Origin of the sequence: Erwinia sp. Eh17-17, assembly GCF_039675725.1 — a bacterium.
In the GTDB taxonomy this organism is placed as follows: Bacteria; Pseudomonadota; Gammaproteobacteria; order Enterobacterales; family Enterobacteriaceae; genus Erwinia.
Genome location: NZ_JBDFQT010000003.1, coordinates 227,528 through 246,971, shown reverse-complemented (window position 1 = coordinate 246,971; position 19,444 = coordinate 227,528). Strand labels below are relative to the sequence as shown.

Sequence of the window (19,444 nt, the reverse complement as noted above, 5' to 3'; positions counted from 1 at the left end):
GTTTTTTAAACGGAATTAGAATTTAATGATAAAACGCCTGCGATTTAAGCATCATACTTTGCTGCTTCCGGGGATTGTTTTCCTCACTCACGGCGTCATCTCTTTCCCTCTGTATGCCACCGTCATGCCAGCGGTGGGGTCGGTATCGGGGCAGATCCTGCAAAGTAACCCTGAGTTAAATCATAATGTTGCTCCCAGGTCGCGAAAGACCGAAAAACTAAATGAACCCGCAGCCGGGGAAAAAAGGGCGGAAGATAGCGGTCCGACATTATGGGTAAAGAAAATTCAGGTGAAGAATGTGCCTGACGTTGCATTTGATGAAATTGAAAAGCTGGTTAATCAATATCACGATAAAAAAATGACGTTTAATGGATTACGCAATGTGGCTGTCGACATTACCGGGGTCTTGCAGAAAAAGGGAGTACGTCTCAGCTATGCCTATATTCCCCCACAGAAAATCACCGATGGGATCGTTACCCTCGCGATTATGCAGGGCCATATTGAGTCCCTGAAACTGCGCGAGAACCACTCGTTGCTTAGTGAGGGATTATTGCAGCGTTATCTGGCCCGTGCGGATAAAGATAAAGGGGATATCACCGCGCTTGAGACATTCATGTCACGCATTTCGGATTTACCGGGCGTTGGCAATCTCACCTCCTATCTTGAGGCGGGTGAGGAACCGGGAGGCAGTACGCTGAATCTGGCACTCACCGCCTCTCCCAGAGTTGACGGAACGGTGGTCTTTGACAATCTTGGGTCGTTGTCCAGCGGTCGTGACAGGCTGGGTATACAGCTCAATGTCAACAGCCCGCTGGGCGTCGGGGACCGCCTGCAGCTGCTGGCCTATGTTGCGCCAGATTTTCTGCAAACCACTAACGACAGTAAGCACGGTAATACCCTGATTGGCCGCCTGGCCTATGATGAGCCAGTGCCGACCACGGCATGGCGGCTTGGGGCTGCGCTGTCGCGGGTCAGCTATAAGCTGGGGGGGCCGGTCCTGCGCGGGCTGGGTGACGGTTATGCCGATATTGCCACGCTGTACGCCAGCAATTATTTACTGCGCACCGACACCCACAACCTGAGTCTTTCAACAAACCTCGATTTTAAACATATTCAGGACAAATTCTGGGGGATGAAAAACAGCCGCAAAGCCTCGTTATTCAGTGTTCAGGCGGCGGGCGACTATCAGGGGAGTCTCTTCGATAAGCCCTACATACTGCAATATCAGCTCACGCCTTACCTCGGCTATCTGAGTAATTCGGAGGAGTGGAACGGTAGCCACAGCCGGGGACGCTTTTTCAAAACGGTGGAGAGCTTCAGCTACATGCAGGGGCTGTATCCGGGGATCAGCGTCGGGCTGAGTTACAGCGGCCAGCACGCCAGTAAAAATTTAGACGGCGCTGAAAAAATGTCGCTGGGAGGCGCCTACGCCGTGCGGGCTTACGGTAACTCCGCCGCCAGCGTCGATAGCGGCTGGGTGATATCGCCCTCGCTGAACCTGCCCGTCCCCGGCGTTGAAAATGCCAGCCTGCAATTTTTCTATGACTATGCGCGCGGGAAAATGCAGAAGTTTGCCCCGGTTTCACAGCGGGTGGTGCTGAAAGGGTATGGGATCGGGCTGAGCTGGAACTACAGTCGCTGGGGCTTTATCAACGGCAGCTATGCCTGGCGGCAGGGGCACGACAAACTGCTCGGGCCCCAAAACAAAGCGACCGGCTGGATTACCACCGGGGTGCGCTTCTGACGCTGTGGTGGTGAAAATTAATAAACGATAACCACTTTGCCACGCATATGGCCTTCAAGCACTAAGCGGTGAGCTTCCGTCAGCGTTTCAACGCTCAGGCCGTGCAGCGTCTTGCTCAGCGAGCCGCTCAGCTTACCCTCGTCCAGCAGGGATGCCGTCGCATCGAGGATTTCTCCCTGGCGCGCAATATCCGGCGTGGTAAACATGCTGCGGGTGTACATAAACTCGAAGTGCAGCGCGGCACTTTTCAGTTTCAGCTGATCCATACTGAGTGGTTTTTCGTTTTCAACGATGGTGCAGATATGGCCCTGCGGTGCAATCAGCTGGCTCATGGCATCCCAGTGCCCGTCGGTGTCGTTCAGGCAGAAAATATAGTCCACCTGCTTGATACCGTGCTTCTCCAGCTCGCCGGCCATATCACGGTAGTCGATCACCAGATCGGCACCGCGATCTTTACACCATTGTGCCGAGTCCGGGCGTGAGGCAGTGGCAATCACCGTCACCTGACTGTGCAGCTTCGCCAGCGGGATCGCCAGCGATCCGACGCCGCCAGCACCGCCGACGATCAGCAGGGTTTTGCCTTCTGCGGCGCGGTCCAGCTGCAGACGATCGAACAGGCCTTCCCACGCGGTGAGGGCGGTCAGGGGAATGGCGGCGGCCTCCGCCCAGTCGAGTGAGCGGGGTTTGTGGCCGGTAATCCGCGCATCGACCAGATGCTGGCTGGCATTGCTGCCCGGACGGGTGATATCACCGGCGTAGTAGACTTCGTCTCCCGCTTTAAACCCGCTGACCTGGCTGCCCACCGCCAGCACCACGCCGCTGGCATCCCAGCCAAGTACGCGCGGCTGCTGCAGGCCACTCTTCTGTGCGCCTTTATGAACTTTGGTGTCGACCGGATTAACGGAAACGGCCTTCACCTCGACCAGCAGGTCGTATGCCCCGGCAACGGGCTGAGGCTGCTGGATGGCAATGAACTGCTGCGGATTTTCTGGATTGATTGCAATCGCTTTGATAGTCATGGCACTTCTCCTGAATGATGTGGTATTCAGTGTAGGTAATAAGCAGGCTAATGATAAGCCGCACAATAACGCACTGAGTGTTCGTCTGGGGTGAACAATATGTTTAAACAGTTGCAGGATATGGCGCTGTTTGCGCTGGTTGCCGAATGCGGCAGCTTTACCGCTGCGGCCAATCGTGCAGGATTGCCGAAATCCAGCGTCAGTCAGCGCATCAGCCAGCTGGAGCAGGCGCTGGGACTGCGGCTGATCAATCGCACCACGCGGCAGCTTAATCTGACTTTCGCCGGAGAGCGCTATCTGGTGCACTGCCAGGAGATGTTACAGGCCAGCGAGCGGGCCGGAATTGCGATTGAACGGCTGCGCGATAATCCCAGCGGTCGCCTGCGTATTACCTCTCCGGCCGGAATTGGTGCCACACTGCTGGCGCGTTTTAATACGGCTTTTCAGCGCGAATATCCTGATGTGACGCTGGATGTCTCGGTTTCCGATGCGATGCGCGACCTGGTGCAGGAGGGGTTTGACGTGGCATTACGCACCGGCAGGCCGCAGGATTCCTCCCTGATTGGCCGCCGTATCGGTTACTGTCAGCGCCTGCTGGTGGCCTCACCTGACTATCTGGCAACCCGTGACCCGCTGACCCATCCGGGGCAGCTCTCAGAGCACCGCTGTATTGCGCATCGCGCCTGGACTGAGTGGGTGTTGAAACGCGATGAGGAGTATTACCGCTGGCTGCTACCGCCGACGCATATGACGGATAACCTGGTGTATGCGCGTGAGTGCGCGCTCGGCCATGCCGGGATCACGCTGCTGCCGCGTTTTCTTGCCGATGAGGTAATGACAAAGGGAGGGCTGGTTGAGGTGCTGCCGGAGTGGGAAGTGGAGGGCAATGAGCTGTGGCTGGTGTATCCAGGCCGTAAACTGAATTCGCCAGCGCTGATGCGGTTTATTGATTTTGCGATGCAGTCCCCGATATTCCGGGAATTCTATCCGTAGGGGGCGACCCTCTTTTTCGGTTGCCCCGTTACGGGCGGACCGGAAAAGAAGGTCCGCCCGATGTAGGGCATACCGGAACGGAAGGTCCGTCCCTATTTGATCATACGTTTGTACTTGATACGTTTTGGCTCCAGCGCTTCAGCGCCCAGCGTGCGTTTCTTGTACTCTTCGTATTCGGTGAAGTTACCTTCGAAGAACTCGATCTTGCCTTCATCCTGGTAGTCCAGAATATGCGTGGCAATACGGTCGAGGAACCAGCGGTCATGCGAGATCACCATCGCGCAGCCAGGGAACTCCAGCAGGGCGTTTTCCAGCGCGCGCAGGGTTTCGATGTCCAGGTCGTTGGTCGGTTCATCCAGCAGCAGCATGTTGCCGCCCACCTGTAACAGCTTCGCCAGGTGCAGACGACCGCGCTCACCACCGGACAGCTCGCCGACGCGTTTGCCCTGATCAACCCCTTTAAAGTTAAAGCGGCCAACGTAGGCACGGCTTGGCATTTCGGTGTTGCCGATGCGCATGATGTCCTGACCACCGGAGACTTCTTCCCACACGGTTTTCGAGCCGTCCATGCTGTCACGGAACTGATCAACCGACGCCAGCTTCACGGTCTCGCCCAGCACGATGCTGCCGGAATCAGGCTGCTCCTGACCGGACATCATGCGGAACAGGGTGGATTTACCCGCGCCGTTCGGGCCGATGATGCCGACAATCGCACCCTTCGGCACGGAGAAGGAGAGATCGTCAATCAGCAGACGGTCGCCGTAAGACTTGCTCAGGTTATTGACCTCAACCACTTTATCGCCCAGACGTGCGCCCGGTGGAATAAACAGTTCGTTGGTCTCGTTACGCTTCTGGTATTCGGCGTTGTTCAGCTCTTCAAAGCGGTTAAGACGCGCCTTACCTTTCGACTGCTGGCCTTTAGCGCCTTTGCGCACCCACTCCAGCTCTTTCTCAATCGACTTACGACGAGCGGCTTCAGAGGAGGCTTCCTGCGCCAGACGCGCATCTTTCTGCTCCAGCCAGGAAGAGTAGTTACCTTCCCATGGGATACCTTCACCGCGGTCCAGCTCCAGGATCCAGCCAGCCACGTTATCCAGGAAGTAACGGTCGTGCGTAATCGCTACGACGGTGCCTTCGAAGTCGTGCAGGAAACGCTCCAGCCAGGCCACGGATTCGGCATCCAGGTGGTTCGTCGGTTCGTCGAGCAGCAGCATGTCTGGTTTTTCCAGCAGCAGACGGCACAGCGCAACGCGGCGGCGCTCACCACCGGACAGGTTACTAATCTTCGCATCCCAGTCCGGCAGGCGCAGCGCATCGGCAGCACGTTCCAGCTGGGTGTTCAGGTTGTGGCCGTCGTGCGCCTGAATAATCTCTTCAAAGCGGCCCTGTTGTGCGGCGAGTTTGTCGAAGTCTGCATCCGGCTCGGCGTACTTAGCGTAAACCTCGTCCAGACCTTTCAGCGCGTTGACCACTTCGGAAACGGCTTCTTCTACCGATTCACGCACGGTGTGTTCCAGGTTGAGCTTCGGTTCCTGTTCCAGGTAGCCGATTTTCAGGCCAGGCTGCGGGCGCGCTTCCCCTTCGATATCTTTATCGATACCGGCCATGATGCGCAGCAGAGTGGATTTACCCGCCCCGTTCAGACCCAGTACGCCGATCTTGGCGCCAGGGAAGAAGCTGAGGGAGATGTTCTTTAAAATATGACGCTTCGGCGGAACGACTTTGCCGACGCGATGCATGCTATAGACGAATTGAGCCACGTTGGGTTGAGCCTCTTAGAGTCTGGGTTTTAATTGGGGCAAAGGATGTGCCCACTCAGATAGCGGAGTTTAGCTGTTTTCCCCACTTAATCACAGCCGCGAGGCAGACGATTATCCCGATATCAGCGCAACGGCCTGATTTCTGTTTGATTTATGACCATTGGCGACTATGCTAATTTTTTGTCTTATAAATTATGGAGATATCGATGCGAGTTCTGATAGCGGCGGAAGAAAATGCCTGGGGTGGGATGATCCAGCAGTTCCGTCAGAGACTACCCGATGTCGAATTTATTGCCTCTGCCGGACACGCAGCAGAGAGCCTGGCGGGGTTTGATGCCCTGATCCCCGGTATGGCAAAGGTCAATCAGAGACTGTTACAGACGGCCGATCGCCTGAGGCTGATTCAGCAGGCGGGGGCCGGGCTGGAAGGGGTGGATATTGAAACGGCGCGGGCGCGCGGCGTGGCGGTAGCAAACGTGCCTTCCGACCGCTCCGGTAATGCGGATTCAGTGGCGGAACTCGGTATCTGGATGATGACAGGACTGGCGCGTAAAGTCAGTGAGGTGCCGCAGATGCTGGCCACCCGTCAGCTGGGTCTGCCGGTGGGCATGGGGCTGAAAGGGAAAACGGTCGGGCTGGTGGGCCTGGGCGGTATTGGCAAGGCGCTGGCACAGCGGCTGTCGGCGTTTGAGATGCGCCTGATCGGCGTAAAACGCCAGGCGTCTGCTGACTTCGCCCGCCAGCATCGTCTGGACTGGGCAGGCGGTATGGATCGTCTGCCGCACCTACTGCGCGAGTCTGATTTTGTGGTGCTGAGCCTGCCGGACAACCCGGCTACGCATCATATTATCGATGAACCGGCGCTGGCGAAGATGAAGCCGGGCAGCTTCCTGATTAACCTCGGGCGCGGCGGGCTGATTGAGAAATCTGCGCTGCTGGCGGCGCTGGCGAACGGGCCGCTGGCCGGTGCCGGGCTGGATGTGTTCTGGCAGGAGCCGCCTGACCCACAGGATCCGCTGTTCCGCCACAATGTCATCGCAACCCCGCATATTGGCGGGGTAACCGATATTTCTCTGGAGGGGAATGTGGCTGGCGTCTGTGAAAATCTGCGTCGCCTGCGCGATGGCGAAGAGATTTTAAATCGCTGGTAACCGGTCGCCCGTAACCGGTGGCTGGCACCGGTTACGGGGTGATTACCTCAATACCGATATCGTATGCGGGCGCAGCATCGCTGATGAGAGCATCGAAGGCGCTGAGATCCGCAATCCGTGCGGGCAGCACTTTGCCAAATTTGCTGCTGTCTGCCACCAGCAATCGGGTGCGGGTGCGCTGTAACGCCAGATGCTTCATCGGCAGTTCATTCAGGTTGTAGCAGCTCGCCCCCTGGCGGATATCGACGCCCGCCGCAGAGATAAAGGCCTTATCCGGGCACAGGCTGTCCATGACTGACAGCGGCCCGAGAGGGGTGAAAATGGCATTATCCGGGTGGAACTCGCCGCCGCTGAGGATCACGCGGCAGGCCGTTTTCTCCTTCAGTGCCAGGAAGGTATTCATGGCACAGCAGACGGCGGTGAACGGCAGATCTTCATCAATCGCATCGATGATCCACGGCACGCTGGTGCCGCAGTCGAACCAGACCGTCTCTTCGGCGTTGATCAGTGCGGCCGCACGCTGCCCCAGCAGGCGTTTACGATCGACGTTCTGTTCCTGCTGATCGGAAACAAAATAGTGAAGCTGATGGCGTATCGGATCGCTGACAATATAGCCCCCGAGCAGCAGCACCGCGCCCGGACCCTCGTTCAGATCGCGGCGGATAGTCATTTCAGACACCCCAAGCAGGTGGGCCGCTTCTTTCAGATGGATTTTGTCGGTGCGTTTCAGTGCCTGGACCAGCTTATTAATACGCTCGTCGCGCCGGGTTTCCATGAATTTTATTCCAGTTATCGCGGAATTTGCAGTTTACCTTCAATAAGATAGTGCTGCAAACGACACGGCCCTGACGGGGAAGAAGGTTAATCATGACAATAAACATTTGTAGAGGCCGACCTGCTTTTCCGCTCGGCCCACTGGATCATATCGTCACCAGTCCGCGCACGCCGTCGGCTTCCATGTCGATCCCCAGCCCGCGCTGCACGATCTCACCGCGCGACATCACCAGATAGTGGTCGGCGAGCGCGGCGGCAAAGTCGTAAAACTGTTCCACCAGCAGGATCGCCATATCCCCGCGAGCCGCCAGCTGGCGGATCACTGCGCCGATCTCCTTGATCACCGAGGGCTGAATACCTTCGGTTGGTTCATCGAGGATCAGCAGCTGCGGTTTGCAGGCCAGCGCCCGGCCAATGGCTAACTGCTGCTGCTGTCCGCCGGAGAGATCGCCGCCGCGCCGCTGCTTCATCTGCCACAGCACCGGAAACAGCTGCCAGATCTCTTCCGGCACCTGCGTCGCCTGGGCTGCGGAAAAACGTGCCAGCCCCATCAGCAAATTCTCTTCCACCGTCAGGCGCGGAAAGATCTCCCGTCCCTGCGGCACGTAGGCGATCCCGGCCTGCACGCGCTGGTGTGGCTTGCGGTGGTTGATCGACTTATCGTGCCAGCTGATGGTGCCGGATTTTGCCGGAATCAGCCCCATCAGGCACTTCAGCAGCGTGGTTTTCCCCACGCCGTTGCGTCCCAGCAGACAGGTGATCTCGCCGGGTTTCGTTTCAAAGGACAGGCCGCGCAGAATATGACTGCCGCCATAATATTGATGGAGTTCAGAAACCTGTAACATATTATCGCCCCAGATAGACTTCAATGACCTGTTCATTCGCCTGCACGTCGCGCAGCGATCCTTCTGCCAGCACCTGACCCTGGTGCAGCACCGTCACGCGATCGGCAATGGTTTCCACAAAGCCCATATCGTGCTCCACCACCATCAGCGAGTGCTGACCGGCCAGCGTGCGGAACAGCTCGGCGGTGTAGTCGGTTTCCGCATCGGTCATCCCGGCGGCGGGTTCATCCAGCAGCAGCAGATGCGGGTCCTGCACCAGTAACATGCCGATTTCCAGAAACTGTTTCTGCCCGTGCGACAGCAGCCCGGCGGGGCGCTGGCGTTCAGCACTGAGCCGCAGCAGCTTCAGTACCTCGCTGATACGATCCTGCTGCTCGCTGTTCAGACGCGCGCGCAGGCAGGCCCATACCGATTTCTCCGTTTTTAACGCAATTTCCAGATTTTCCGCCACCGTCAGCGCTTCGAACACCGTCGGCTTCTGGAATTTACGGCCAATACCGATGCGTGCAATTTCCACCGGAGCGAGGGGGATGAGATCGGTGTTCTGGTCGTAGATCGCCCGGCCGCTGTCCGGGCGAGTTTTGCCGGTGATCACGTCCATCAGCGTGGTTTTTCCCGCGCCGTTCGGGCCGATCACGCAGCGCAGCTCGCCGACGCCAATCTGTAACGACAGGTCGGTCAGCGCCTTAAAACCGTCAAACGTCACGCTGATGTTCTCCAGCTGTAACACCGGGTCGGTCTGCTGGCGATGGCGGTCGGCCGGATGGGGCTGGGTAAAGAGTTGATCAGTCATGCTTCCTCCGGCGTAGCAGGCCAATGACGCCACGCGGCAGAAACAGCGTGACGAGGATAAACATCAGTCCTAAGAAAAACAGCCAGTATTCCGGGAAGGCGACGGTGAACCAGCTTTTTGCTCCGTTGACGATGCCGGCGCCCAGCAGCGGGCCAATCAGCGTGCCGCGCCCGCCCAGCGCTACCCAGATGGCGGCCTCAATGGAGTTGGTTGGCGACATCTCGCCGGGGTTGATAATTCCCACCTGCGGCACATACAGCGCTCCGGCCAGCCCGCACAGGACGGCGGAGAGCGTCCAGACAAACAGCTTGAAGCCTTTCGGGTCATAGCCGCAGAACATCAGGCGGTTCTCCGCGTCGCGCACCGCCGTCAGCACGCGGCCAAACTTGCTGCGCGCTAACGCGAAACCGATGCCGAGGCTGGCGGCCAGCAGCAGAACGGTAGCGATGAACAGCCCGATGCGCGTGCCGGTGGCGGTCACCGGAAAACCGAGCAGGGTGGTAAAGCCGGTAAAACCGTTATTACCGCCGAAGCCGGTTTCGTTGCGAAAGAACAGCAGCATGCCGGCGTAAGTCAGCGCCTGGGTCATGATGGAGAAGTAGACGCCTTTGATTTTGGAGCGAAAAGCGAACCAGCCGAAGATCAGCGCCAGCACACCCGGTACCAGCACGATCAGGCACAGCGCCCAGGCAAAGTGCTGTGTGCCCGTCCAGAACCACGGCAGCTCGCTCCAGGAGAGAAACGACATAAACGCGGGCAGGCCGTCTCCGGCTGCCTGGCGCATCAGGTACATGCCCATCGCGTAGCCGCCAAGGGCAAAGAACAGCCCGTGACCCAGCGACAGCATCCCGGCATAACCCCACACGAGGTCGAGCGCCACCGCGACAATCGCATAGCAGAGGATTTTACCGATCAGCGTCAGGCTCCAGGTTGAGATTGCCAGCGGGTGATCGGCCGGCAGCAGCGCACAGAAGGGTAGCAGCAGCAGCGCCAGCAGCAGTATCGCCCCCAGCCCTGTGGCCAGGCGCGGGGATCGCTTTACCAGGGTCAGTGTAATAGGTTGTGTCATCAGTCAGTCACCCTGCCTTTAACCGCGAACAGCCCCTGCGGTCGTTTCTGAATAAACAGCACGATCAGCACGAGGATCAGAATCTTACCGAGCACCGCACCGATCTGCGGCTCCAGCACTTTGTTAAGAATGCCGAGTCCGAGCGCGGCCACTATGGTCCCGGCCAGCTGGCCGACGCCGCCGGTCACCACCACCAGGAAGGAGTCGATAATATAGCCCTGGCCCAGTTCCGGCCCGACGTTGCCGAGCTGCGACAGCGCCACGCCGCCCAGCCCGGCAATACCGGAACCCAGACCAAACGCCAGCATATCGACGCGACCGGTCGGCACGCCGCAGCAGTCGGCCATGGCGCGGTTTTGCGTCACCGCCCGCACGTTCATTCCCAGGCGGGTTTTATTCAGCAGCAGCCAGGTCAGCACCAGCACGCCGCTGACAAACAGGATCACCGCCAGGCGGTTGTACGGCAGCACCAGGTTGGGCAGCACCTGCAATCCGCCGGACAGCCACGGTGGGTTCGCCACTTCAAGGTTCTGCGTACCAAACACAACGCGCACCAACTGGATCAGCATCAGGCTGATGCCCCAGGTCGCCAGCAGCGTTTCCAGCGGGCGGCCGTACAGGTGGCGGATGATGGTGCGCTCCAGCGCCATACCGATGGCGGCAGTAATAAAGAAGGCCACCGGTAGCGCCAGCAGCGGATAAAAGGCCAGCCACTCCGGGGCAAAGCGCTGGAACAGGTTCTGCACGATCCAGGTGGCGTACGCCCCGAGCATCAGCATCTCACCGTGCGCCATATTGATCACCCCAAGCAGCCCGTAGGTGATGGCAAGGCCAAGCGCCGCCAGCAGCAGGACCGATCCCAGCGACAGGCCGGTGAAGGCCTGGCCCAGCAGGTCACCGGGCAGCAGGCGATAGCGGATCTGTTTCAGACTGTCGGCGGCAGCGGCGCGCACGCGGGCGTCTGTTTCATTCTGCGGCTGTAGCAGCCGCTCCAGGCTGGCCTGGGTCTGCGGATCGCTGGTTTCACCCAGCAGTCTGACGGCATCAAGGCGTACCAGCGGGTTGGCATCGGCCAGCTGTAGCCCGGCGACGGCCTGTGCCAGTACGGCGCGGACGGCGGGATCTTCTTCGGCCGCCAGGCGCTGTTTCAGCAGCGGTAGCTGGTCGTCTGAGGCGTCATTCTGCAACGCGCGGGCGGCCTGCAGGCGCACGTCGGTGAGCGGACTGACCAGCTGATGGGCGGCCAGCGCGGAGGCGATCGTCACGCGCAGCCGGTTGTTCATAAACAGCTTTTTGGTACTGCCTGCGGGCACAGCGCTGCCTTCCAGCGGTGTCAGCTGGCCGTTGATCTGGCTGAACGGCTGTTTGTTGCTGTCCAGCACCACATTTTCGTTGTGCAGGGCCTGCAACAGCGGCAGGCGTGCGGCATCCGGTGCAGCGGCCCACTGCTGCAACAGTTTCAGCTGATCGCTGCGGCTGGCTGCGGCAAAATCGGCGGCCGGTCCGGCCTGGGCAAGCCAGGGCAGGCTGAGCAGCAGTAACAGCAGGAATCGCATCATCATGTGCTCCAGAAAATAACGTATCGGGAACAGGGGCGGGTATACCCGACCCCCTGGAAGGAACCGTTGGGTTAATGGGTGGTTTTCACCGGGCTGTCCGGCTTTTTATCGTTACCGGCGATATACGGGCTCCACGGCTGGGCGCGTACCGGTTTGTCGGTCTGCCAGACCACGTTGAACTGACCGTTATCTTCGATTTCGCCAATCATCACCGGCTTGTGCAGGTGGTGGTTGGTCTGATCCATGGTCAGGGTAAAGCCATCCGGCGCGGCAAAGGTCTGTCCGGCCATCGCAGCGCGGACTTTATCCACGTCGGTCGTCCCGGCTTTCTCGACCGCCTGCGCCCACATATGGATACCGACGTAAGTCGCCTCCATCGGGTCATTGGTGACCACGGTATCGGCGTTCGGCAGCTTGTGCGCTTTGGCATAGGCGCGGTACGCGGCGACGAATTTCGCATTGGCAGGGTTATCCACCGATTCGAAGTAGTTCCACGCGGCCAGGTTACCGACCAGCGGTTTGGTGTCGATGCCGCGCAGCTCTTCTTCACCGACCGAGAAGGCGACAACCGGCACATCGGTTGCTTTTATCCCCTGGTTAGCCAGCTCCTTGTAGAACGGTACGTTGGAGTCGCCGTTGATGGTGGAGACCACCGCCGTTTTGCCCCCGGCAGAGAATTTCTTAATATTAGAAACGATGGTCTGATAATCGCTGTAGCCGAACGGCGTGTAGACCTCTTCGATATCGCTGTCCTTCACGCCCTTCGAGTGCAGGAAGGCGCGCAGGATTTTGTTGGTGGTGCGGGGATAGACGTAGTCGGTGCCGAGCAGGAAGAAGCGTTTCGCGCTGCCGCCGTCTTCGCTCATCAGATATTCCACCGCCGGGATCGCCTGCTGATTAGGTGCCGCGCCGGTGTAGAACACGTTCGGGGACATCTCTTCGCCTTCATACTGCACCGGATAGAACAGCAGGCCGTTCAGCTCTTCGAACACCGGCAGCACGGACTTGCGTGAGACCGAGGTCCAGCAGCCAAACACCACGGCAGCTTTATCCTGCGTCAGCAGCTGGCGGGCTTTTTCGGCAAACAGCGGCCAGTTGGAAGCCGGGTCAACCACCACCGGCTCCAGCTTTTTGCCCAGCACACCGCCTTTAGCGTTGATCTCGTCAATGGTCATCAGCGCCACTTCCTTCAGCGGTGATTCGGAAATCGCCATGGTGCCGGACAGCGAATGCATAATCCCCACTTTGATGGTGTCAGCGGCCTGAGCACTCCAGGATAACCCCATGGCCACTACGCTGGCAGACAGCGCGAATGCTTTGATCAACGAACGTCTCTTCATCAGTAAACCCCTGAAATTTAGTTGGATGAAACGGTATGGTGTTTTGCCTGCTGTAACATATGAAGGGTGATTTTTCTGACCTCGGCTTTGCTGACGGCAATGTGGTCGGTCAGGGTGCGCTGAGCCTCCTCGCTGTGCTGGTGTAATATCGCGTGCAGGATGCGCGCGTGTTCGTCATAGGTCGCGCTGATGCGGTCCTCGCGGGTAAAGTCGAGGCGGCGAATAATGCGGATCTTCTCCGTCAGTTCGGTGTGAATACGCGCCATTTCGCTGTTGCCTGCGCTGGCGACCAGCGCCAGATGAAACGCCTCGTCGTGCAGCGACACGGCAGTACCGTCGTCCAGCCGTGGTTCGTTAATCCAGAAACAGGTCAGTCGGGTCAGCAGTGCTGCACAATCAGCGGCAGGCAGGCGGCACAGGCGCTTCACCGCCTCGCACTCCAGCACGATGCGCAGGTCGTACAGCTGTTCGAAATATTCGAAGTCGAACTGCCGCACCTGCCAGCCGCTCCGGAACCACACATCGACATAGCCTTCGCGCTCCAGGCGAAACAGCGCCTGACGCACCGGGGTGCGGCTGACCGCCATGCGCTCCGCCACTTCGCTTTCGCTGAAACGGTCACCCGGCATCAGGCGAAAATCAAAAATGTCGTTTTTCAGCTGCTGATAAACGCGATCGGCCAGCGCTTCCGGCCGATCTTTACTGCGTTTGCCGTCCATGATTATTCCAGCCACAGCAGCGCATCGCCGGGGCTGACCGGGCGGCCGGGCTGGCAGCCGATGCGCTTCACGCGCCCGGCCTGCGGAGCGTTGATCGCCAGCTCCATTTTCATCGCCTCTACGATAATCAGCGGCTGTCCGGCTTCCACCTCATCGCCCGGCTGTACCAGCACTTTCCAGATATTGCCGTTCATATCGGCGCTGACCTGTAACGCACCGTCTTCTTCTTCCGCCGGGCACAGTGTTTCTTCGCCAGTCAGCGGTGCGCCTTCCTCTTCCTGCGCCCACAGCGCCACTTCAGCCTCAAAAGCGCGGGTCTGATTGCGGCGGAATTCGGCGATGGAGTCGGCATTTTCGCTGAGGAACTGCGTGTGTTCGGCGAAGTCGAATACCGACTGTTCAATGCGCACGCTGGCGCGCCCCTCGCGGAAGTCATCGCGCAGAACGTCCAGCCTGGCTTCGCTCACCGGGTAGAAGCGCACCTGGTCGAAGAAGCGCAGCAGCCACGGCTCGCCAGCGGCAAACTGTTCGTTTTTCAGGAACTTGTTCCAGATCGGCAGCGTGCGTCCGACCAGCTGGTAGCCGCCCGGCGAGTCCATGCCGTAGATGCACATATACATGCCGCCGATGCCGACGGTGCCTTCGGCGGTGAAGGTGCGTGCCGGGTTGTATTTGGAGCTGAGCAGGCGGTGGCGCGGGTCGATCGGCACGGCGCACGGTGCGCCAAGGTAGACATCGCCGAGGCCGAGGATCAGATAGCTGGCGTCAAAAATCGTGCTGCTGACCTCTTCACGATGATTAAGGCCGTTGATCCGCTGGATGAAATCGACGTTATTTGGCAGCCACGGTGCGCTGGCACGCACGGTTTCGGCGTAGCGTTCCACCGCGCCGAGGGTGGCGCTGTCCTCGAAGGCCATCGGCAGATGGACGATGCGCGAGGGCACTTTCATCTGCGTCACGTCACCGAGGTTTTTCTCAAGCTGAAGCAGCAGGGTCATCAGCTGCTTCTGGCTGAGGATCTGGCTGTCGTAACGGATTTGCAGTGAACGCACCCCCGGCGACAGCTCTTCGACGCCGGGCTGGCCGACTTCGCGGATTGCCGTCATCAGCAGGTGGACACGCAGGCGCAGCGCCAGGTCCAGCACGTTATCGCCGTACTCCAGCAGGATGTAGTTATCCCCCGCCTGGCGATAGATAGCGGTTGGTGTGCTGCTGGTTGCTTTGATGGCCGCCAGCACCGTGGCGGAACCGTGCGCGGTTTCCGCCAGCGACGGCATGTCAAAGTCTGGAGCATGCAGGGCGCTCAGGCTGTTAACGCTGCGGCTCTGCGCCTGCTCCAGCGCGTGCGCCTCTTCCACGCTGATGGGGTGGAAGCGGATGCGGTCTCCCGGCTTCACCTGGCCGACTTTCCACAGTTCAGCTTTGGCGATGGTGACCGGGCAGACGAAGCCGCCGAGGCTCGGCCCGTCGCGGGTGAGGATCACCGGGAAGTCACCGGTGAAGTTGACCGCGCCGATGGCGTATTCGCAGTCGTGAACGTTGGACGGGTGCAGCCCGGCTTCACCGCCGTTGGCGCGGGTCCAGCCTGGTTTCGGCCCGACTAAACGCACGCCGAGGCGGTTGGAGTTGTAGTGCACCTGCCACTCGGCGGCGAAGAACTCGTCAATTGACTGCCGGGTGAAGAAATCCGGTGCGCCGTGCGGGCCATACAGCACGCCAATGCGCCACTCGTCGCCATACACGGGCTGCTGCGACGCGGCCAGCGCAGCGGGCTCGCTAACCGGGGCCGGCGTGGTGCAGGCGGCGAGCTCTGGCTGGGAGATCGCCAGCATATCGGCGACGCGCAGGGTGCGCCCGGCGTGGCCGCCGAACTGCCCCAGTGCAAAGGTTGAACGGCTGCCGAGATATTCCGGCACGTCGAAACCGTTACGCACCGCCAGATAGGTACGGCAGCCCTGCTGCGCGCGGCCCAGCGTCAGCGTCTGTCCGGCTTTGACCGCCAGCGGCTGCCAGTAAGCCACCTCTGTTCCGTCCAGCGTGGCCGGGCAGGCGGCTCCGGTCAGGGCGATCAGCGCATCGCTGTGAAAACGCAGGGTAGGGCCTTGCAGGGTAAATTCCAGCCCGGCGGCCTCTTCGGCGTTGCCGACGATGCGGTTGGCGAGGCGGAACGCGTAATCATCCATCGGCCCGGACGGCGGTACGCCGATGTCCCAGTAGCCGAGGCGGCCGGGGTAATCCTGAATGCTGCTCCAGGTGCCGGGCTGGAGCACTTCAATCACCGGGGCGGCAGGCGTGAAGCCGTCGAGCAGGCGCGTCCAGACGTTACCGCTGCGGAAGGCTTCTGTTGCGACGATCTGGCGCAGATAGTCGAGGTTGGTGGCGATGCCGTGCAGGCGGGTTTCATTCAGCGCCGTCTGCATTTTTTCCAGCGCTGCCGCGCGGTTTTTCCCATGGACGATCAGCTTGGCGATCATCGGGTCGTAGAATGCCGACACTTCGCTGCCGGTGCCGATCCCACTGTCGATGCGCACGTTATCCGGGAAGCAGACTTCGGTCAGTACGCCGGGGCTCGGCTGGAAGTTTTTCAGCGGATCTTCGGCATAAATACGCACTTCAATCGAGGCACCCTGCGGAGCCTGTGCCATTTTATCCCAGTCCGGCTGTTCTCCGGCGGCGACCTGCAACATGCACTCCACCAGGTCCAGCCCGGTGACGCACTCGGTGACCGGGTGCTCTACCTGTAAACGGGTATTCACTTCGAGGAAGAAAAATTCGTCGCGGGCGGCATCATAGATATATTCCACCGTTCCGGCGCTGCGGTAGTTGACCAGCTCGCCGAGTTTCACGGCGGATTCCAGCAGTGCAGCGCGGGTTGCGTCGGGCAGGTTCGGGGCCGGGGTCTCTTCCACGACTTTCTGATTGCGGCGCTGAAGCGAGCAGTCGCGCTCGCCCAGGGCCACCACGTTGCCCCTGCCGTCACCGAAAATCTGCACTTCGACGTGACGCGCCCGATCGATACAGCGCTCAAGGAACACGCCTGCGTCGCTGAAGAACTGTTCTCCGAGGCGGCGCACGCTCTCCCAGGCATTGATCAGCGTGGCTTCATCGGCACAGCGCGTCAGCCCGATACCGCCGCCGCCCGCGGTGCTTTTCAGCATCACCGGGTAGCCAATGTGCGTGGCGGCAGCGATGGCGTCTTCCAGCGAGGCGAGCAGCGGAGTGCCCGGCGTCATCGGCACGCCGGCGGCGGCGGCCAGCTCGCGAGCGCGGTGCTTCAGGCCAAACTCGCCGATTTGATGGGCGGTCGGCCCCACAAACGCAATGCCAGCGGCTTCGCAGGCGGCAGCGAACGCCAGGCTTTCCGACAGGAAGCCGTAGCCCGGCCAGATGGCTTCGGCACCGCTTTCCATTGCGGCGGCGAGGATTTTATCGATGACCAGATAGCTGTCGCTGGCTTTATCACCGCCGAGCGCGATGGCGATATCGGCATCTTTAACGTGCTGCGCATTTTTATCGGCATCGGAGTAAACCGCCACGCTGGTGACGCCGAGGCGCTTCAGGGTGCGGATGGCGCGGCAGGCAATTTCACCACGGTTGGCAATCAGAACGGTATTAAACATCGGACTTCTCCTCGCGGCTCAGCCAGCGGCGCCAGCCGCCGAATTCGGTGATATCAGTGGCCTGCGTCAGAGCTGCAGGTTCGCAGATAAAGCCTTTCACGCAGCGGCCATCTGCCAGCTCCAGCGTGCCGATGCCGAGCGGAGCGGGGATCTCCGCGACAAACTCGCCAAAGCGCGCCAGCGGGATGTCCCACAGCTCAACGATGATGGCGGCCCCCGCCTCATCTCTCGCCAGGCCGGGCTTGGCCGGCGTGGTGTTCGCCAGCGCATACAGGCGATAGCAGGCGGCGGTGGTGGTCTCTTCAACCAGCACGGCATTGCGGCGCGTCAGCTGGTGGTTGAGCGGCATACCGGTCAGGTGGGCACCGACCACCGCCACGCGCACGTGCAGCGCGGAGGCGGGCAGGAAAGTGGAGGCAGGCTGAGATTTCCCCGTCGCGCCCAGGCTCAGAGCCTGCTGCTGCTGCCAGCGGCTGCCGAAGGTCGCCAGCGCGCGGTCATACCAGGCCGGGGCGATCAGCGTGATGCCCGCAGGCAGACCGTCGGCGCGGAACGGGGCAGGCAGCGCCAGAGCGCTAAGATCGGCAAGGTTGGTGAAGTTGGTGTAGGTGCCGAACTGCGAGTTGTAGCGCACCGGTTCCTGTTTCATCTCTTCCAGGGTGTGAATGGTCGGCGAGGTCGGCACCACCAGGGCATCAAACTGGCTGAGCGTCTGCTGGATCTGACGCGTCAGCCCGGCGCGCAGGTACTCGGCTTTATAGGCATCGACCGCGCTGTAGCCGTTGCCGCTGGCGACAATGCCGTATACCACCGGGTCCATCTCTTGCGGGCGCGACAGCATCTCGCCCACGGCCACCGTGCGCTCCGCCACCCACGGACCGGAGTAGAGCTGTTCGGCGAGCTGTGAGAACGGCGTGAAGTCGATCGGGTGCAGCGTGGCGCCGCCCGCGATAAGTTGGTGGCAGGCGGCTTCCCAGGCGGCCTGCGCCTGGGCGTCACCGAAGAATTCCGGGCTGGCCGGGACCGCCAGGCGCGGCGTGACGGACAGTGCCGCCGGGGCAAGGCCGGGGTTCATGCGCGAGTAAGCATCCAGGCTGTCGTAGCCCCCGGCACAGCTGGCAACGAGGTAAGCATCTTCGACGGTCAGCGCGAAGACCGAGATGGTGTCATTCAGGCGGCAGGCGGGCACCACGCCGCTGGCAGAGAGCCAGCCCTTGGTCGGCTTCAGGCCGACAATATTGTTAAACCCGGCGGGGACGCGCCCGGAACCGGCGGTATCGGTGCCCAGAGCAAAGCACACCAGGCCGCGAGCCGTGACGGAGGCAGAGCCGGAGCTGGAGCCGCCGCTGACATAGTCAGGGTTGAAGGTGTTACAGACGGCGCCAAACGGTGAGCGCGTGCCGACCAGCCCGGTAGCGTACTGGTCGAGATTGGTCTTGCCGATTGCGATCGCCCCTTTGCCTTTCAGGTTGGCGACGGCCACCGCATCGCTTTCTGCCGTATAGGTGAATGCCGGGCAGGCGGCGCTGGTGGGCCAGCCCGCGATATCAATGTTGTCTTTTACCGCGAAGGGCACGCCAAACAGCGGCAGCGAGGCGGGATCCTGCTGCCAGGCTGCCAGCAGTGGTTCCAGCTGCGCGCGCAGCTGCGCCGGTGTCGCGAGGTACAGCCAGGCGTTGTCAGCGGTGGAAAGCGAGGCGAGAAGCGTTTCCAGCGTGGAGAGAACCTCCTGCGGATGCTGCTGATAGTGATGCTGCCAGTCCTGGATCGTGAACCCGGTGGTAAAAGCCATATGTTGAATTCCGTCTGGTATACAAGATGGAATTCAACAGAGCAAGCTGCGTGCCAGTTTTTAATTGACTGATTTAAAACGATATTAATTATCGCGAGTTTGCAGCGTGCACAGTCAGCGCGCAGGGTTTGACCAATTATGGCGCAGCGGGTCGATCGAAAAAGAGGATCGCCCCTACAATGGAACAGGTAGGCGGAGACCCGATGTTTGTCATTCCGTAAATATTTGTTCAGTTCATGGCACGATGGGCCGCAACTGGTTAGCAT

General features: G+C 60.3%; 14 protein-coding genes. 3 read left to right on the top strand and 11 right to left on the bottom strand.

Annotated features, from left to right (window positions below):
• Positions 1-25 precede the first annotated feature (25 nt).
• Positions 26-1,744 (top strand): ShlB/FhaC/HecB family hemolysin secretion/activation protein, encoded by a 1,719-nt coding sequence (locus ABEH87_RS11020; RefSeq protein WP_346576425.1) that lies wholly within the window; start codon positions 26-28, stop codon positions 1,742-1,744.
• Positions 1,745-1,761: 17 nt separating this feature from the next.
• Here the strand turns inward: ABEH87_RS11020 and ABEH87_RS11015 are convergent, their stop codons facing one another.
• Positions 1,762-2,763: a zinc-binding alcohol dehydrogenase family protein gene (locus ABEH87_RS11015; RefSeq protein WP_346576424.1), complete on the bottom strand. Its 1,002-nt coding sequence runs from the start codon at positions 2,761-2,763 to the stop codon at positions 1,762-1,764.
• 99 nt (positions 2,764-2,862) lie between these two features.
• Between ABEH87_RS11015 and ABEH87_RS11010 the strand changes: the two genes are divergently transcribed.
• Positions 2,863-3,756, top strand: coding sequence for a LysR family transcriptional regulator (locus tag ABEH87_RS11010; RefSeq protein WP_346576423.1), 894 nt, complete (start codon positions 2,863-2,865; stop codon positions 3,754-3,756).
• A 92-nt stretch (positions 3,757-3,848) separates the two neighbouring features.
• Here ABEH87_RS11010 and ettA read toward each other — a convergent pair whose 3' ends face one another.
• On the bottom strand, positions 3,849-5,516 hold the full coding sequence (gene ettA, locus ABEH87_RS11005; protein WP_346576422.1) for an energy-dependent translational throttle protein EttA: 1,668 nt from the start codon (positions 5,514-5,516) through the stop codon (positions 3,849-3,851).
• Positions 5,517-5,722: 206 nt separating this feature from the next.
• Here ettA and ABEH87_RS11000 point away from each other — a divergent pair, with 206 nt between their 5' ends.
• Entirely contained in the window at positions 5,723-6,667 is a 945-nt protein-coding gene (locus tag ABEH87_RS11000) for a 2-hydroxyacid dehydrogenase (protein ID WP_346576421.1), read from the top strand.
• A gap of 31 nt (positions 6,668-6,698) precedes the next feature.
• Here ABEH87_RS11000 and deoR read toward each other — a convergent pair whose 3' ends face one another.
• The 9 genes from deoR to atzF all read right to left on the bottom strand — a co-directional run bounded on the left by deoR (position 6,699) and on the right by atzF (position 19,178).
• The gene (gene deoR, locus ABEH87_RS10995) at positions 6,699-7,442 is read right to left on the bottom strand and encodes a DNA-binding transcriptional repressor DeoR (RefSeq protein ID WP_346576420.1); all 744 of its coding nucleotides are present in this window, start codon (positions 7,440-7,442) and stop codon (positions 6,699-6,701) included.
• 145 nt (positions 7,443-7,587) lie between these two features.
• Complete coding sequence (urtE, locus tag ABEH87_RS10990) at positions 7,588-8,286, bottom strand: urea ABC transporter ATP-binding subunit UrtE (RefSeq protein WP_346576419.1); 699 nt, start codon at positions 8,284-8,286, stop codon at positions 7,588-7,590.
• A gap of 1 nt (position 8,287) precedes the next feature.
• Entirely contained in the window at positions 8,288-9,079 is a 792-nt protein-coding gene (urtD, locus tag ABEH87_RS10985; protein ID WP_346576418.1) for an urea ABC transporter ATP-binding protein UrtD, read from the bottom strand.
• Positions 9,072-10,148 carry an urea ABC transporter permease subunit UrtC gene (gene urtC / locus ABEH87_RS10980; RefSeq protein ID WP_346576417.1) on the bottom strand — a complete coding sequence of 359 codons (1,077 nt, stop codon included), beginning with the start codon at positions 10,146-10,148 and terminating at the stop codon, positions 9,072-9,074. Before urtC ends, urtD begins: the two co-directional genes overlap by 8 nt.
• Positions 10,148-11,710, bottom strand: coding sequence for an urea ABC transporter permease subunit UrtB (gene urtB, locus ABEH87_RS10975; RefSeq protein WP_346576416.1), 1,563 nt, complete (start codon positions 11,708-11,710; stop codon positions 10,148-10,150). The genes urtC and urtB overlap by 1 nt, the downstream gene beginning before the upstream one ends.
• Positions 11,711-11,778: 68 nt before the next feature.
• Positions 11,779-13,047: an urea ABC transporter substrate-binding protein gene (gene urtA / locus ABEH87_RS10970; protein WP_346576415.1), complete on the bottom strand. Its 1,269-nt coding sequence runs from the start codon at positions 13,045-13,047 to the stop codon at positions 11,779-11,781.
• Between the two features lie 17 nt (positions 13,048-13,064).
• A complete protein-coding gene (locus tag ABEH87_RS10965; RefSeq protein ID WP_346576414.1) occupies positions 13,065-13,766 on the bottom strand; it encodes a GntR family transcriptional regulator in 702 nt (233 codons plus the stop codon).
• A gap of 2 nt (positions 13,767-13,768) precedes the next feature.
• Positions 13,769-17,386 carry an urea carboxylase gene (gene uca / locus ABEH87_RS10960; protein WP_346576413.1) on the bottom strand — a complete coding sequence of 1,206 codons (3,618 nt, stop codon included), beginning with the start codon at positions 17,384-17,386 and terminating at the stop codon, positions 13,769-13,771.
• Entirely contained in the window at positions 17,379-19,178 is a 1,800-nt protein-coding gene (atzF, locus tag ABEH87_RS10955) for an allophanate hydrolase (RefSeq protein WP_346576412.1), read from the bottom strand. The genes uca and atzF overlap by 8 nt, the downstream gene beginning before the upstream one ends.
• Between the last annotated feature and the right edge of the window lie 266 nt (positions 19,179-19,444).

Excerpts from the sequence above, each read along its gene's own strand:
- ABEH87_RS11020 (WP_346576425.1), top strand. The coding sequence starts at position 26 with ATGATAAAACGCCTGCGATTTAAGCATCATACTTTGCTGCTTCCGGGG.
- ABEH87_RS11015 (WP_346576424.1), bottom strand. The coding sequence starts at position 2,763 with ATGACTATCAAAGCGATTGCAATCAATCCAGAAAATCCGCAGCAGTTC.
- ABEH87_RS11010 (WP_346576423.1), top strand. The coding sequence starts at position 2,863 with ATGTTTAAACAGTTGCAGGATATGGCGCTGTTTGCGCTGGTTGCCGAA.
- ABEH87_RS11000 (WP_346576421.1), top strand. The coding sequence starts at position 5,723 with ATGCGAGTTCTGATAGCGGCGGAAGAAAATGCCTGGGGTGGGATGATC.
- deoR (WP_346576420.1), bottom strand. The coding sequence starts at position 7,442 with ATGGAAACCCGGCGCGACGAGCGTATTAATAAGCTGGTCCAGGCACTG.
- urtE (WP_346576419.1), bottom strand. The coding sequence starts at position 8,286 with ATGTTACAGGTTTCTGAACTCCATCAATATTATGGCGGCAGTCATATT.
- urtD (WP_346576418.1), bottom strand. The coding sequence starts at position 9,079 with ATGACTGATCAACTCTTTACCCAGCCCCATCCGGCCGACCGCCATCGC.
- urtC (WP_346576417.1), bottom strand. The coding sequence starts at position 10,148 with ATGACACAACCTATTACACTGACCCTGGTAAAGCGATCCCCGCGCCTG.
- urtB (WP_346576416.1), bottom strand. The coding sequence starts at position 11,710 with ATGATGATGCGATTCCTGCTGTTACTGCTGCTCAGCCTGCCCTGGCTT.
- urtA (WP_346576415.1), bottom strand. The coding sequence starts at position 13,047 with ATGAAGAGACGTTCGTTGATCAAAGCATTCGCGCTGTCTGCCAGCGTA.
- ABEH87_RS10965 (WP_346576414.1), bottom strand. The coding sequence starts at position 13,766 with ATGGACGGCAAACGCAGTAAAGATCGGCCGGAAGCGCTGGCCGATCGC.
- uca (WP_346576413.1), bottom strand. The coding sequence starts at position 17,386 with ATGTTTAATACCGTTCTGATTGCCAACCGTGGTGAAATTGCCTGCCGC.
- atzF (WP_346576412.1), bottom strand. The coding sequence starts at position 19,178 with ATGGCTTTTACCACCGGGTTCACGATCCAGGACTGGCAGCATCACTAT.